Consider the following 13,153-nt stretch of genomic DNA (forward strand, 5'->3'; position numbering starts at 1 on the left):
GCCTTTTCTTGTCTGTCTGATCTATTGGATGACGCCGCGCGGCAGGAACACGACGAAGTAGAAGATGAACCAGAGCGCGGCGACGATCGCCGTGGCGATGCCCGCTACCGCGAGCGCGCCGCCCGGGCCGCTGGCTACGATCTCGTCGACCTGTTCGTGTTGCGGGCGCTCGCCCGGTTGTTCTGGTACGGGAGTTTCGATCATCGCAGCCTCAGAAAAGCGGCGCGGAACGCAGCGCGTTCACTTCGTGTTCGGAAACCGGCGTGCCGTGATTGCCCCACGCCGTGCGGATATAGGTGACCACGGCCGCCACTTCTTCATCGGAGAGCGACTGCGCGAACGGCGGCATGCCGTAGGGCATCGGGTTCTTGCGCGTGCCCGGCGCGTAGCCGCCGTTGAGCACCATGCGGATGGGGTTCACGGCCGAGTTCATCTGGATCGACTGGTTGTCGGCGAGCGGCGGGAAATGCGGCGGCTTGCCCTGGCCTTCGGTGGCGTGGCAGACCGCGCACTGCGACTCGTAGATCTTCCTGCCGAGCGGCACGAGGCGCTGGGCTTCCTCCGTCACGAACGTGCTCTTGGGCGACTTGTCGACTTCGTTGTTGCGGCCCGGCAACGACTTCAGATACACGGCCACGGCGCGTACGTCGTCTTCGGTGAGGTACTGGAAACTGTCGTAGACCACTTCGGCCATCGGGCCGTACACGGCGCCGCGCTTCGACACGCCCGCGTGCAGCAGATCGACGATGTCCTCGATGCTCCAGTCGCCAAGCCCCGCCTCCTTGTTCGAGGTGAGCGAAGGCGCGTACCAGTTCTGCACCGGAATCAGACCGCCCTCGAATGCCTTCGAGGGCGAGTTGCCGCCCAGCGCGTTGATGGCCGTATGGCACATCGTGCAGTGGCCGAGACCTTCCACGAGATAGGCGCCGCGATTCCATTCGGCAGACTGGGTCGGGTCGGGCTTGAACTCGCCCTGGCGGAAGAACAGCGTGCGCCAGCCGAGCAGCAGCGCGCGCTTGTTATACGGGAAGCGCAGGTCGTGCGGGCGGTTTTCCTTGTGCACGGGCTGCGTGGAAAGCAGGTACGCGAATATCGCGTCCGAGTCCGCGCGCGTGACCTTGGTGTACGACGCGAACGGCATGGCCGGATAGAGCAGCGTGCCGTCGCGCGACTTGCCCTCGTGCAGCATGCGGTAGAACTCGTCGGCGGTCCACGAGCCGATGCCGAAGGTCTTGTCCGACGAGATGTTCGGCGTGTAGAGCGTGCCGAACGGCGTTTCCATCGGTCGCCCGCCGCCGAACATCTGCTCGGAAGGCACCGTGTGGCACGCAATGCAGTCGCCGGCGCGCGCGAGGTATTCGCCGCGCGCGATCAGTTCGGCGTTGCTCGGGACCGGCTTCGCGTTGGCCGTCGCTGCCGCTGCGGCGGCTCTCGCCGCGTCCGCTGCGTTCGCGCTGGGCGCGGCCGTTTGCGCGAGCGCGACCGCGGCGCCCATGCAGAGCGTGGCGGCCGCGAGCGAGAGGCGCGTCGCGAGTGGCCTGGGCGATGACGGGAGAAGGGATCGAAGTCTGCGCACGTCGAGGCCCCGGCTAGTTATGGACGCTACCGCACGCGAGCGGCAGCGGCGAGGCCGCCGCCGGCGTCGTATCGGCGGGCGCGGGTTGCGACGAGAGCCAGGCCGCGATCGCGGTGATGTCGCGGTCGGCGAGACGGGTGGCGATGTCGTGCATGCAGTCGGGCGCGGCAGCCCGGCGCGTACCGTAGCGGAACGCGCCGAGCTGCGCGCTGATGTAGTTCGCATGCAGGCCCACGAGGCCCGGAATGGCCGGCTGCATGCCAGTGAGCGAGGCGCCGTGGCAGCCTGCGCAGGCGGGCACGTTGCGCTTGCTGTCGCCGTTCATGACGAGCGTTTTACCGAGGGCGAGCGTGGCCGCGTCGACCGTGGGTTTGGCGGGCGGCGGATAGGGCGGGTGCTGCTGCGAGAAGAATTCCGCGATCTGCTTGAGGTAGGCGTCGGGCAGATATGCCAGCAGATAGTTCATGGGCGGGTAGCTGCGGCCGCCGTCGCGGAAGGCGACGAGCTGGTTGAACAGATACCCCGCTGGCTTGCCCGCGAGACGCGGGAAGTAGTCGTTGTCGGTGCCTTCGCCGTGTGCGCCGTGACAGGCCGCGCAACCCATTACGCGGGCTTGCATCGTGTCAGGCGCGGGCTCGGCGGGCTGCGCCGCGAGGAGCGGCGCCCACGGCAGCGCGAGCGCAAGGATGATCAGGACGATGCGGGTTCTCAATGATTCCCTCGTTGCGGATGGTAACGACACAAACGCGTTGCGATTCGATATCAGTTGAGGCGTCGTCCGTGGGGGATTTTCATTGTGCAAGACGGCCGGGCGCGCACCTTTTCGAGGAGATTATCGGAGAACGCCGACTTGTGCAGCCAGGATGTGCAAATAAATCTGCCGGATTATTGCATCGGCATATGTTTGCTAACACAACGACAGGCGCGTCTTGCTACAGATTATCGTGGCGCGAATTGCATCGGAATGCGAAATAAAATGAGGATCGTTTGAGGAGCGATATCGTGTGGTCTTCGGGCCTGCGCGGGTGGAGTCCATTGTATGGTCGTAGGATGTCCTCGGTCGCGTGTGTGCGTGCTTTTCCAGCGGTTGTCCGACAACGTATAATGGAATGACATGACTTACGCACGCATATCGAGCCAAGGAGATCCACATGGCGGAGTCGCTTGCCACGCCCATCGCCGCGCGTAGCCGCAATCTCGCCGAGCAGGTCGTCAACTTCATCAGCGAGCAGATCGCCACGCGCGCACTCAAGCCCGGCGACAAATTGCCCACCGAAAGCAACCTCATGACGCAACTGGGCGTGAGCCGCACGGTGGTGCGCGAGGCGATCTCGCGTCTGCAGGCCATGTCGGTGATCGAAACGCGTCACGGCATTGGCAGCTTCGTGCTGGAGCCGCGCCGCGAGCCGTTCGATCTCGACGTCGTCCCGGCCAGCACGCTGGACGACGTGCTTTCCGTGCTCGAGTTGCGCATCAGTCTCGAAACGGAGGCCGCGGGCCTTGCCGCCCAACGTGCGAGCGAGCGCGACCTGGCCGGCATGCGCGGCGCGCTCGAGACGCTCGACGTCGTCATCCGCACGGGCGGCGACAGCTCGGGCGCCGACCTCGAATTCCACATCTCGGTGGCGCGCGCGACGGGCAACCGCTATTTCGTCGACATCCTCACGCAGATGGGCGCGGCGTTGATCCCGCGCCGTCGCGTCGATTCGGCCGGCATCGCGCATCGCGATCCGCAGGCTTACGCCGAGCTGGTGAACCGCGAGCACGAGAGCATTTTCGACGCCATCGCCCGTCACGATCCCGAAGGCGCACGCGCGGCCATGCGCATGCATCTGTCGAGCAGCCGCGAGCGGCTGCGCCGCGCGGCGGCGGAGTCGGGTGAGAAGGCATAGCGCGTAGCATGCATGGAAAACAGCGGCCGTTGGCCGCTGTTTTCATTGGCGATGCGCGTAGGTGATACCGAGCTAAGTCAGCCTCGCACCATCTCGCCATTCTTGCGCCGCCAGAGGTCGAGCGGATTGGCGTCCATCAGCGCCTGCGGCAGCAACTCGGCCGGGAAGTCCTGATAGCACACGGGCCGCAGGAAACGCTCCATCGCGCTCGTGCCCACCGAGGTCGCGCGGCTGTCGGACGTTGCCGGGAACGGGCCGCCATGCACCATCGCATGCGTGACTTCCACGCCGGTCGGGAAGCCGTTCACGAGCAGGCGGCCGGCCTTGCGTTCGAGGATCGGCACGAGACGCATCGCGGCGGGCACGTCGGTGCGGTCCATCTGGATCGTCGCGGTGAGCTGGCCCGCGAAGTGTTCGGCCACGGCGAGCAGTTCGGCTTCGTCCTTGCAGCGCACGAGCGTCGAGGCCGGCCCGAACACTTCGTCTTCGAGGGCGGGTTGCGCAAGGAAGGTTTGCGCGTCGGTCACGAAGAGGGCGGCGAACGCCTGGTTCGGGCCGCTCGCGCTCTGGCCTTGCGCGAGGGCGCTCACGCCCTGGGTTTCGGCGAGGCGCCGCGCGCCTTCTTCATACGCCGCATGGATGCCCGCCGTGAGCATGGTCTGCGCGGGCTTGATGCCCAGCGCCTGCGCCGCGGCCTGCGCGAACTGGTCGAGCGCCGGTCCCTCGATGCCGATCGCCAGGCCCGGATTCGTGCAGAACTGACCCGCGCCGAGCACGAGCGAATCGACGAAGCCCTGCGCGATGGCCGCGCCCCGCGCCGCGAGTGCCTCGGGCAGCAGGAACACGGGATTGATGCTGCTCATTTCCGCGTAGACGGGAATGGGCTCGGGCCGGTTCGCGGCGATGCGCATGAGCGCCGTGCCGCCCGCGCGCGAGCCGGTGAAGCCCACGGCCTTGATGGCCGGATGCGCGACGAGCGCCTCGCCCACGGTGCGCCCCGCGCCGACGATGAGCGAGAACACGCCCTCGGGCAGCCCCATCTCCTGGACGGCCTGCTGGATCACGCGGCCCACCATCTCCGAAGTGCCGAGGTGCGCGCCGTGCGCCTTGACGATGACCGGGCAGCCCGCCGCCAGCGCCGCGGCCGTGTCGCCGCCCGCCACCGAGAACGCGAGCGGGAAGTTGCTCGCGCCGAATACGGCGACCGGGCCGAGCGCGATTTTCTGCAGACGCAGGTCGGCGCGCGGCAGCGGCTTGCGCTCGGGCAGGGCGGCGTCGAGCGTGGGCGTGAGCCACAGGCCCTGGCGCACTTCCTGGGCGAACAGCTTGAGTTGGCCGACGGTGCGGCCGCGCTCGCCTTCGAGGCGCGCCTTGGGCAGGCCGGTTTCCGCGTGGGCGCGTTCGGTGAGCGCGTCGCCGAGCGCGGCGATGCCGTCGGCGATACGTTCGAGGAACGCCGCGCGCACGGCGAGGGGCAGCGTGCGGTACGCGTCGAACGCCTCTGCGGCGAGCTGGCAGGCGGCGTCGACGTCGGCGGCCGTGCCGCTGCCGAAGGCCGGCGCGGGGATCGCTTCGCCCGTGGCGGGATTGAAAGCCGCGAGCGGCTTTTCCGAGCCGCGCACGGCGCGGCCTCCAATGAGCATGTCGCCAGTGATTTGCATGATGTCTCCGAGTCTCGTTGCAGTGAGTTAAGTCATCGTACAACTATCATACGCCAGATCGTCGCCGCCGCACACCCGAGGCGGGCGCCTTTGGCAATCGGGAGGCGCTACAGGCGCGCAACTTCAAGCGTTGTCGGTTATGATTCCCGTTCCATGGCAGGGTAAACACGACATTGGCTCCGTCGGCGGGCAAGCCTAGAATGTCGTCAGACAACGTACCACAAAGCATTCAAACCGCGATCCAATCCGCGCGCCGCCCGCGCCAAAAGGAGACAACCCCGATGTCCGCCCCCGCCAACCGTTACGAGGACCTGCTGGAGTCAGCCAGCGCCAAGGTCCTGAGGCACGTGCTCCCGCTCTTCCTCATCATGTTCATCGCGAACTATATCGACCGTGTGAACGTCGGTTTCGCCGGCGCGCACATGAAAGCCGATATCGGTCTTTCGGCGGCGGCGTATGGGTTCGGCGCGGGGCTATTCTTCGTGGGCTACGCGATCTTCGAGGTGCCGTCCAACATCCTCATGCAAAAGTATGGCGCACGCGCATGGCTTACGCGCATCATGGGTACGTGGGGCGTCGTGGCCGCCGCCATGGCGTTCGTGCACAACGACACCTCGTTCTACGTGCTGCGCTTTCTGCTAGGCGTTGCCGAAGCGGGTTTCTTTCCCGGCGTGATCTATTACTTTGCGCAGTGGCTGCCGCAGAAAGAACGCGGCAAGGCGGCGGCCGTGTTTCTCGCGGGGTCGGCGTTCGCCTCGGTGCTCTCGGGTCCGATCACGGGCGCGCTGCTGTCGGTGCGCGGCCTCGGTCTCGCGGGCTGGCAGTGGATGTTCCTGATCGAAGGCGGCTTTTCCATCGTGCTGTGCGGCGTGAGCTGGGTGTTCCTGAAGTCGCGCATTCGCGATGCCCACTGGCTCACGAACGACGAACAGGGCGCGCTCGAAACGTACATGGTTCGCGAGCAGGCCGAGCGCGAAGCCGCCACGGGCGCGCACGTGCCGGTCCTGCGTCTCCTGAAGGACCCGCAGATCGTGCTGTTCTGCCTCCTCTACTTCGCGATCCAGCTCACGATCTACGCGGCCACGTTCTGGCTGCCCACGATCATCCGCAAGATGGGTGATCTCAGCGATTTCCAGGTAGGTCTCTACAACGCCATTCCGTGGATGATCGCGATCGTCGCGATGTACTGCTTCGCGCTGCTCTCGGCCAGGTACCGCTTTCAGCAGGCGTGGCTCGCCGTCGCACTGGTGATCGCGGCCTGTGGCCTGTTCGCTTCGACCTCGTCAGACCCGGTGTTCTCGTTCGTGGCGATCTGCTTCTCGGCCATCGGCTTCAAGGCGGCTTCGTCGCTGTTCTGGCCGATGCCGCAAGGCTATCTCGACACCCGCGTGGCCGCCGGCGTGATCGCGCTCATCAATTCGCTCGGCAACCTGGGCGGGTTCTTCGCGCCGGCCACCTTCGGCTATCTTCAACAGCATACGGGCTCGATTACGGGCGGCCTCTACGGCCTCGGCGTGACCTCGCTGATTGCGGCCGCCGCCGCGTTCCTCGCCCGCAACAAGCCGTCGCGCCGCGCCTTTGCCGACGATTCGGTTCGCAGCGGCGCGCACTGAGCCCGCGCGCACTCCTCAATCGAGAAGGAAACCCACACCATGAACCAGCCGAACCCCGAACGCTTCTTCGTCTACGTCGCGAATTCGAAAGACGGCGACATTCGCGTGTTTCATCTCGATGCGCGCAATGGCGCGCTCGCGCCGCAGGCCCGCGTGGCCGCGCAGGACAACGTGATGCCGATGGCGCTCTCGCCCGATCGCCGCCGCCTTTACGCGGCCACGCGCGGCGCGGACAAGCGCATCAACGACTACGCCATCGACGCGCAAAACGGCAGTCTCGCGCCGCGCGTGCAGACGCCGATCGAATCGAGCCTCGCGTATCTGTGTGCCGAGCCGCAGGGGCGTTTCCTGCTGGGCGCTTCGTACGGCGAGCATCGCGTGAGCCTGTATGGCGCGAACGAGCTCGAGAGCGGCAATGGCGCACCGCTGCAGGTGATCGACGATATCGAGCACGCGCACGCCGTGATCGTTTCCGCCGACGGGCGCTTCGCCTATGCGTCGTCGCTCGGCAGCGACCGCGTGTTTGCTTTCGCGCTGGAAGACGCGGGGCGCCTCGTCGAAATCGGTGCGGTCGATCTCGGTACGGGCTTCGGTCCGCGGCATCTGCGCTTTTCGCCCAACGGCGACGTGCTGTACGTGCTGAGCGAATTCCGCGCGACAGTGGCGGCTTTCGCGCGCGACGCCGCCACGGGCAAGCTCGCGGCGCTGCACGTTTCGCCGCGCGCGCCGGTGCTCGCGCATCTGAACGACGGCTTTGCGCGCCCGAGCCCCACGGACCCCGTGCAGCCCGACCCCGCCGTGCTCGCGAAGCTCGTCTGGGCCGCCGATATCCACGTCTCGCCCGATGGGCGCTTCGTCTACGTGTCCGAGCGCACGACGAGCCAGATTCTCGCGCTGCGCGTGGCTCAAGACGGCGCGCTCGAATACGTCGGCGCGACCGCAACGGAAACACAGCCTCGCGGTTTTCGCATCGACCCGACGGGCCGGTTTCTCGTGGCGTGCGGAGAAAAATCGCAACACGTGTCGGTCTACGCGATCGATGCGGCGAGCGGCGCGCTCGCAGCCGCCTCGCGCGGCGAGGGCGGCAACGGCGCGAACTGGGTGGAGATCGTCGCCGCCCACGCTTGACCGCTTCAATCCAGGGTTTCGATAGTCAGGGCGCAGCGCGCCGCACTTTTACAGGTAATCCGTTCATGTCTACACAAACCGTTCAACCGAACGCCACGCCCGTTGTGACTGAGTTGCGCGTCGTGCCCGTGGCGGGCCGCGACAGCATGCTCCTGAACCTCTCCGGCGCGCACGGTCCGTTCTTCACGCGCAACGTCGTGCTGCTGCGCGACAGCGCGGGCAACACCGGCATCGGCGAAGTGCCGGGCGGCGAGGCGATCCGCAAGACGCTCGAAGACGCGCGCGCGTTCGTGGTCGGCCAGTCCATCGGCAATATGCAGTCGGTGCTCAACACCGTGCGCAAGCAGTTCGCCGATCGCGACTCGGGCGGCCGCGGCCTGCAGACCTTCGACCTGCGCACCACGATTCACGCGGTCACGGCGCTCGAAGCCGCGCTGCTCGACCTGCTCGGCCAGCATCTGAACGTGCCCGTTGCCGCGCTGCTTGGCGAGGGGCAGCAGCGCAGCGAAGTGGAAATGCTCGGCTACCTGTTCTTCATTGGCGATCGCAACAAGACCGATCTGGCCTACGCGAGCGGCGCCGATGGCCGCGACGACTGGGAGCGCCTGCGCACCGAAGAGGCGATGACGCCGGAAGCCGTCGTGCGTCTGGCCGAAGCCGCGCAAGCGCGCTACGGCTTCAACGATTTCAAGCTCAAGGGCGGCGTGCTGGCGGGCGACGCGGAAATGGAAGCGGTCACGGCGCTGGCCGAGCGCTTCCCCGAAGCGCGCGTGACGCTCGACCCGAACGGCGCGTGGTCGCTCGCAGAAGCCATCCGCCTGTGCCGCGACAAACACGATGTGCTCGCCTACGCGGAAGACCCGTGCGGCGCGGAGAACGGCTACTCGGGCCGCGAAGTGATGGCGGAATTCCGCCGCGCCACCGGCCTGCCCACGGCCACCAACATGATCGCGACCGACTGGCGCCAGATGGGCCACGCGATTCAGCTGCAATCGGTGGATATCCCGCTCGCCGACCCGCACTTCTGGACCATGCAGGGCTCCGTGCGCGTAGCGCAGATGTGCAACGACTGGGGCCTCACGTGGGGCTCGCACTCGAACAACCACTTCGACATTTCGCTCGCGATGTTCACGCATGCAGCCGCCGCGGCGCCCGGCAAGATCACGGCGATCGACACGCACTGGATCTGGCAGGACGGCCAGCGCCTCACGCGCGAGCCGCTGCAGATCGTGGGCGGCAAGGTGCAGGTGCCGCAAAAGCCCGGCCTTGGCATCGAGATCGACATGGACGAGCTCGAAAAGGCCCACGCGCTCTACCAGGAGCGCGGCCTCGGCGCGCGCGAGGACGCGATCGCCATGCAATACCTCATTCCCAACTGGAAATTCGACAACAAGCGTCCGTGCCTCGTGCGCTGAACGCCGTCTTCGACTGAACACCTTTACTGACTTCGCAACAGGATCAAGACCATGACCACGCCGCAAGAACTCAAGCAAATCGTCTCCGAAGGCCTGCTTTCGTTCCCCGTGACCGACTTCGACGCGCAGGGCAACTTCCGCGCGAGCACCTACGCCGAGCGCCTCGAATGGCTGGCCCCGTACGGCGCGAGCGCGCTGTTCGCAGCGGGCGGCACGGGCGAATTCTTCTCGCTCACGAAGAGCGAATACTCGCAGGTCATCAAGACGGCCACCGAAACCTGCAAGGGCAAGGTGCCGATTCTCGCGGGCGCGGGCGGCGCCACGCGCGTGGCCATCGAATACGCGCAGGAAGCCGAGCGCAACGGCGCGCAGGGCATTCTGCTGATGCCGCACTACCTCACGGAAGCGTCGCAGGAAGGCATTGCCGCGCACGTGGAGCAGGTCTGCAAGGCCGTGCCGAAGATGGGCGTGATCGTCTACAACCGCGCCAATTCGAAGCTCAACGCCGACATGCTCGAGCAGCTCGCCGACCGCTGCGAGAACCTCATCGGCTTCAAGGACGGCGTGGGCGAGATCGAGGCGATGGTGACGATTCGCCGCCGTCTGGGCGACCGCTTCTCGTACCTGGGCGGCCTGCCCACGGCCGAAGTCTACGCGGCGGCGTACAAGGCGCTGGGCGTGCCCGTGTATTCGTCGGCGGTGTTCAACTTCATTCCGAAGACGGCCATGCAGTTCTACCGCGCGATTGCCGCCGACGATCACGCGACGGTGGGCAAGCTCATCGACGAATTCTTCCTGCCGTACCTCGCCATTCGCAATCGCCGCGCGGGCTACGCGGTGAGCATCGTGAAGGCGGGCGCGAAGCTCGTGGGCCGCGATGCGGGCCCGGTGCGCGCGCCGCTCACCGATCTCACGCAAGAGGAAGTGGCGCAGCTCGACGTGCTGATCAAGAAGCTCGGCGCGCAGTAACGCGTTCGGTGTTCACGCCATGCTCGCGCCAGCCGGCGCGCGGCATGGCTGCTTGCGACAGGGGCCTTGCTGCCCTGTTTGCTCGTTGAGGGCGTGGCGCCGGTCAGGCGTTGTCGCCGAACAGGTCCAGATTGGCGCGCTCGCGCTTTTTGCCTTCGGTGCCTTCGGCCTTGCGCGTGCGGCGCGCGGTCTTTTCGCGGCGCGGCTTGCCGAACACCTCGTCGGGCGTGAAGCCGAATTCGGCGATTGCCTCGCGCACATTGGCCAGCGCCTCGTGCGCCGCTTCGGCGCGCGCGGCTTCGATGCGCTCGTCGAGTTCGCGCTTCTGGGCGAGCAATTCGAGGTAGGTAGCCATCGATGATTCTTGTCGAGTGAAAACGAGCCGCTGATTTTACGCGTTGTGCGGGCTTCGCGTGGGCTTTACACCGCAATTTCCGGCATCAAAGATACTCGGCGAGCAGCGCCACCACGACGCCCGACAGCCCCATCAGCAACGCCGCGAGCCACAGCGACCCGCGCGCTGGCGCGCGCACCGAGGCGGGCAGGCGCTTTTTCCCGCTCACCATCGGGCCGACCAGATTGTGGCCTTTCACGAGGGCATAGACGGCAATCGCGCACACGTGCAGCACGACCGCGGCCGCGAGCAGGTCCCAGCCCCACGCGTGCAGGCCGGCTATCGCATTGGCGATTTTCGCGGGCACGATTTCGCTGAGCGGGCCTTCGTCGGCGATGTCGTTGTTGTCGTAGAGACCGGTGAGCGTTTCGACCAGCAGCAGCGCGAGCAGCAGCAGAACCATCCAGCCGCCGGCCGCGTTGTGACCGACCTGGACGTCGGGCTCGCGCCGCAACAGATGGCGCAGATGCTCGATCGCCTTGCGCGGCGAGGCGACGAAGCGCGAGAAGCGCGCGGTCTCGCTGCCGAAGCACCCCCACAGGATGCGAAACAGCACGAGCGCGAGCAGCGTCTCGCCGAGGCGCACGTGCATCTGCATCCAGTTCATGCGCTGCGTGATGTAAGCGGCCGCCACGAGCACGACGGTCAGCCAGTGGAAGAGGCGCGTGGGCAGGTCCCAAACGGGCACGCGGCGCTCGGACCGCTCAGGGTGCTCGGGACGGTGGCGGGTTACGGAGGTCGTGGAGTTCATGATTCGAGGCGAGCGGCCGGGCGTGGCGCTCGAGGCCATCATAGGCCAGGAACGCGCGCGCCATGTACGGCGCAATATACGCACCTGCGATCCCTCAGCGCCTACGTGGCGTCGTGCGGCGACTTCGGCGATACTTGCCGCTCGCCTTACATCTCTTGCAATTTGATTCCGCAGATGGAAAAGAACCGACTCGAAGCCTTCAGCGATGGCGTGCTCGCCATCATCATCACGATCATGGTGCTGGAACTCAAGGTGCCGCACGGCAATGATCTCGCTGCGCTCGCGCCGCTGTGGCCGGTTTATCTGAGCTACGTGTTGAGCTTCATCTACGTGGGGATCTACTGGAACAACCATCACCACATGCTGCAGGTGGCGCGCCGCGTGAACGGCTCGGTGCTCTGGGCCAACCTGCATCTGCTGTTCTGGCTGTCGCTGCTGCCGTTCACCACGGGCTGGATGGGCGAGAACGAGTTCGGGCGCTGGCCGACCGCGCTCTACGGCGTCAACCTGCTGCTCTGCGCGCTGGCTTACGTCGTGCTGCAATTCACGCTGGTGCGCTACCACGGCATGCAGAGCCCGCTTGCCGTTGCGCTGGGCAATGACGTGAAGGGCAAGATTTCGCCGGCGCTGTATCTGGCGGGGTTTGCGCTCGCGGCGTTCGACTATCCGCGCATTGGCGCGATCTTCTACTTCATCGTGGCGCTGCTCTGGCTCGTGCCCGACCGGCGTATGGAACGGCTCGCCCTCGCTGCCGGCGAAAAGAAGGAAGAGTAAACAGCAGTGGGGCCGGCGCGCGCGCGGCCGGCCCCTTCGAACATCACATCGTCATCAGCCTGCCAGGTGCTTGCGCTTGGCGAGTTCCTGAGCCTTGGCATAGTCGGCCTGGATCACGGGCAGACCTTCCGTGGCAGCCTTCTTCAGGCCCGCGTCGCGGCCCGAGGCGATCTCCGCCTGGAATGCCGAGAGCGTCTTCTGCTGGCCAGCCAGCGCGACCTGCTCGATATACGTCTTGTCGAAGTCCGCGCCGCGCAGGTTATTGATGCTGCTGATCACGGCCGCATCCGGGTAGTTGCGCGGCACGTCCACGCCGCGCGGGCTCGCCGCGCGCATCGAGTCGGACAGCTTCGTATAGTCGGCCACCAGTTTTTCCGCGAAAGCCTTCACTTCGCGATCGGTCGAGCGCGAATCGGCAATGCGTGCGGCATCGCGCTGCGTGGCGACGGTTTGCGTGCCGTCCGCGATGAAGGCTTTGTCGGCTTCGTGCAGCTTGCCGGGTGCGGCCGAAGTCGAGGCAGAAGCCGCGGTGGGCGCGGGGGTCTGCGCATGGGCGCTCAGCGTCACGGCGCAAAGGCTGGCGGCCGAAGCCGCGATGAGCGAGGCAAGCGAGAGGCGAGTCATGTGAACTCCTTTCTGCGTAGTTGGTATCGATTGCCGCGCAGGGCTGTGTCATGCGGCTTTTCGTGCGGCTCTGCGCGGGACCGTTGTGGCGAGGCGCCTTGCTGCTCAACGGTCTGGGGAATTCTATGAAGTCGTTCGCCGTTCAGGTGAAACGATTGCTTCGCTTGTGTAACGGTTGGTAAGAGAGCATGCGACAGAGATAACGAACCGCGTAGTCACATCGACGTCATGCGTTTATGCCAATACGGCGTTTTCCGTTCGCGCCAACCGGCGCACAATGTCCCTCGCGCGCGTCGTTGCTGCTACAGCGAAAAGTCCCACGATCTGGGCACGAACGCGGTTTGAGTCTCACGAGC

At 66.2% G+C, this 13,153-nt stretch carries 13 protein-coding genes; 6 read left to right on the forward strand and 7 right to left on the reverse strand.

Features of this window, described 5'->3' with window-relative positions; genetic code table 11:
• Positions 1-21: 21 nt before the first annotated feature.
• The 3 genes from AB4Y43_RS30085 to AB4Y43_RS30095 all read right to left on the reverse strand — a co-directional run bounded on the left by AB4Y43_RS30085 (position 22) and on the right by AB4Y43_RS30095 (position 2,195).
• On the reverse strand, positions 22-204 hold the full coding sequence (locus AB4Y43_RS30085; RefSeq protein WP_028206326.1) for a hypothetical protein: 183 nt from the start codon (positions 202-204) through the stop codon (positions 22-24).
• Between the two features lie 7 nt (positions 205-211).
• The gene (locus AB4Y43_RS30090) at positions 212-1,495 is read right to left on the reverse strand and encodes a cytochrome c (RefSeq protein ID WP_342946634.1); all 1,284 of its coding nucleotides are present in this window, start codon (positions 1,493-1,495) and stop codon (positions 212-214) included.
• Between the two features lie 94 nt (positions 1,496-1,589).
• The gene (locus AB4Y43_RS30095) at positions 1,590-2,195 is read right to left on the reverse strand and encodes a c-type cytochrome (protein ID WP_133184702.1); all 606 of its coding nucleotides are present in this window, start codon (positions 2,193-2,195) and stop codon (positions 1,590-1,592) included.
• Between the two features lie 532 nt (positions 2,196-2,727).
• Here AB4Y43_RS30095 and AB4Y43_RS30100 point away from each other — a divergent pair.
• On the forward strand, positions 2,728-3,468 hold the full coding sequence (locus tag AB4Y43_RS30100) for a FadR/GntR family transcriptional regulator (protein WP_368729463.1): 741 nt from the start codon (positions 2,728-2,730) through the stop codon (positions 3,466-3,468).
• Positions 3,469-3,545: 77 nt separating this feature from the next.
• Here AB4Y43_RS30100 and AB4Y43_RS30105 read toward each other — a convergent pair whose 3' ends face one another.
• A complete protein-coding gene (locus tag AB4Y43_RS30105; protein ID WP_342946239.1) occupies positions 3,546-5,129 on the reverse strand; it encodes an aldehyde dehydrogenase (NADP(+)) in 1,584 nt (527 codons plus the stop codon).
• 281 nt (positions 5,130-5,410) lie between these two features.
• On the opposite strand from AB4Y43_RS30105, the gene AB4Y43_RS30110 reads away from it, so the two are divergent.
• The 4 genes from AB4Y43_RS30110 to kdgD all read left to right on the forward strand — a co-directional run bounded on the left by AB4Y43_RS30110 (position 5,411) and on the right by kdgD (position 10,254).
• Positions 5,411-6,742: an MFS transporter gene (locus AB4Y43_RS30110; RefSeq protein WP_368603541.1), complete on the forward strand. Its 1,332-nt coding sequence runs from the start codon at positions 5,411-5,413 to the stop codon at positions 6,740-6,742.
• Positions 6,743-6,781: 39 nt separating this feature from the next.
• On the forward strand, positions 6,782-7,870 hold the full coding sequence (locus AB4Y43_RS30115) for a lactonase family protein (RefSeq protein WP_368729464.1): 1,089 nt from the start codon (positions 6,782-6,784) through the stop codon (positions 7,868-7,870).
• A 65-nt stretch (positions 7,871-7,935) separates the two neighbouring features.
• Positions 7,936-9,285, forward strand: coding sequence for a glucarate dehydratase (gudD, locus tag AB4Y43_RS30120; protein ID WP_368729465.1), 1,350 nt, complete (start codon positions 7,936-7,938; stop codon positions 9,283-9,285).
• A 51-nt stretch (positions 9,286-9,336) separates the two neighbouring features.
• Positions 9,337-10,254 (forward strand): 5-dehydro-4-deoxyglucarate dehydratase, encoded by a 918-nt coding sequence (kdgD, locus tag AB4Y43_RS30125; protein ID WP_028206318.1) that lies wholly within the window; start codon positions 9,337-9,339, stop codon positions 10,252-10,254.
• A gap of 103 nt (positions 10,255-10,357) precedes the next feature.
• Here the strand turns inward: kdgD and AB4Y43_RS30130 are convergent, their stop codons facing one another.
• Together AB4Y43_RS30130 and AB4Y43_RS30135 are read right to left on the reverse strand one after the other, a co-directional pair.
• Positions 10,358-10,609 carry an H-NS family nucleoid-associated regulatory protein gene (locus AB4Y43_RS30130; RefSeq protein ID WP_069267075.1) on the reverse strand — a complete coding sequence of 84 codons (252 nt, stop codon included), beginning with the start codon at positions 10,607-10,609 and terminating at the stop codon, positions 10,358-10,360.
• A gap of 85 nt (positions 10,610-10,694) precedes the next feature.
• Entirely contained in the window at positions 10,695-11,399 is a 705-nt protein-coding gene (locus tag AB4Y43_RS30135) for a cytochrome b/b6 domain-containing protein (RefSeq protein ID WP_368729466.1), read from the reverse strand.
• 174 nt (positions 11,400-11,573) lie between these two features.
• Here AB4Y43_RS30135 and AB4Y43_RS30140 point away from each other — a divergent pair, with 174 nt between their 5' ends.
• Positions 11,574-12,173, forward strand: a complete 600-nt coding sequence (locus AB4Y43_RS30140) for a TMEM175 family protein (RefSeq protein ID WP_069267073.1) — start codon at positions 11,574-11,576, stop codon at positions 12,171-12,173.
• A gap of 54 nt (positions 12,174-12,227) precedes the next feature.
• Here the strand turns inward: AB4Y43_RS30140 and AB4Y43_RS30145 are convergent, their stop codons facing one another.
• Positions 12,228-12,797 (reverse strand): DUF4142 domain-containing protein, encoded by a 570-nt coding sequence (locus tag AB4Y43_RS30145; protein WP_368729467.1) that lies wholly within the window; start codon positions 12,795-12,797, stop codon positions 12,228-12,230.
• Positions 12,798-13,153: the final 356 nt, after the last annotated feature.

Source organism: Paraburkholderia sp. BR10872 (assembly GCF_040965835.1).
Taxonomy (GTDB): domain Bacteria; phylum Pseudomonadota; class Gammaproteobacteria; order Burkholderiales; family Burkholderiaceae; genus Paraburkholderia; species Paraburkholderia nodosa_A.

Bases quoted from the DNA above. Each gene is read 5' to 3' on its own strand.
- AB4Y43_RS30095 (WP_133184702.1), bottom strand. From the start codon at position 2,195: ATGCAAGCCCGCGTAATGGGTTGCGCGGCCTGTCACGGCGCACACGGC.
- AB4Y43_RS30130 (WP_069267075.1), bottom strand. From the start codon at position 10,609: ATGGCTACCTACCTCGAATTGCTCGCCCAGAAGCGCGAACTCGACGAG.
- AB4Y43_RS30100 (WP_368729463.1), top strand. From the start codon at position 2,728: ATGGCGGAGTCGCTTGCCACGCCCATCGCCGCGCGTAGCCGCAATCTC.
- kdgD (WP_028206318.1), top strand. From the start codon at position 9,337: ATGACCACGCCGCAAGAACTCAAGCAAATCGTCTCCGAAGGCCTGCTT.
- AB4Y43_RS30115 (WP_368729464.1), top strand. From the start codon at position 6,782: ATGAACCAGCCGAACCCCGAACGCTTCTTCGTCTACGTCGCGAATTCG.
- AB4Y43_RS30145 (WP_368729467.1), bottom strand. From the start codon at position 12,797: ATGACTCGCCTCTCGCTTGCCTCGCTCATCGCGGCTTCGGCCGCCAGC.
- AB4Y43_RS30110 (WP_368603541.1), top strand. From the start codon at position 5,411: ATGTCCGCCCCCGCCAACCGTTACGAGGACCTGCTGGAGTCAGCCAGC.
- AB4Y43_RS30105 (WP_342946239.1), bottom strand. From the start codon at position 5,129: ATGCAAATCACTGGCGACATGCTCATTGGAGGCCGCGCCGTGCGCGGC.
- AB4Y43_RS30085 (WP_028206326.1), bottom strand. From the start codon at position 204: ATGATCGAAACTCCCGTACCAGAACAACCGGGCGAGCGCCCGCAACAC.
- AB4Y43_RS30140 (WP_069267073.1), top strand. From the start codon at position 11,574: ATGGAAAAGAACCGACTCGAAGCCTTCAGCGATGGCGTGCTCGCCATC.
- AB4Y43_RS30090 (WP_342946634.1), bottom strand. From the start codon at position 1,495: ATGGGCGCCGCGGTCGCGCTCGCGCAAACGGCCGCGCCCAGCGCGAAC.
- gudD (WP_368729465.1), top strand. From the start codon at position 7,936: ATGTCTACACAAACCGTTCAACCGAACGCCACGCCCGTTGTGACTGAG.
- AB4Y43_RS30135 (WP_368729466.1), bottom strand. From the start codon at position 11,399: ATGAACTCCACGACCTCCGTAACCCGCCACCGTCCCGAGCACCCTGAG.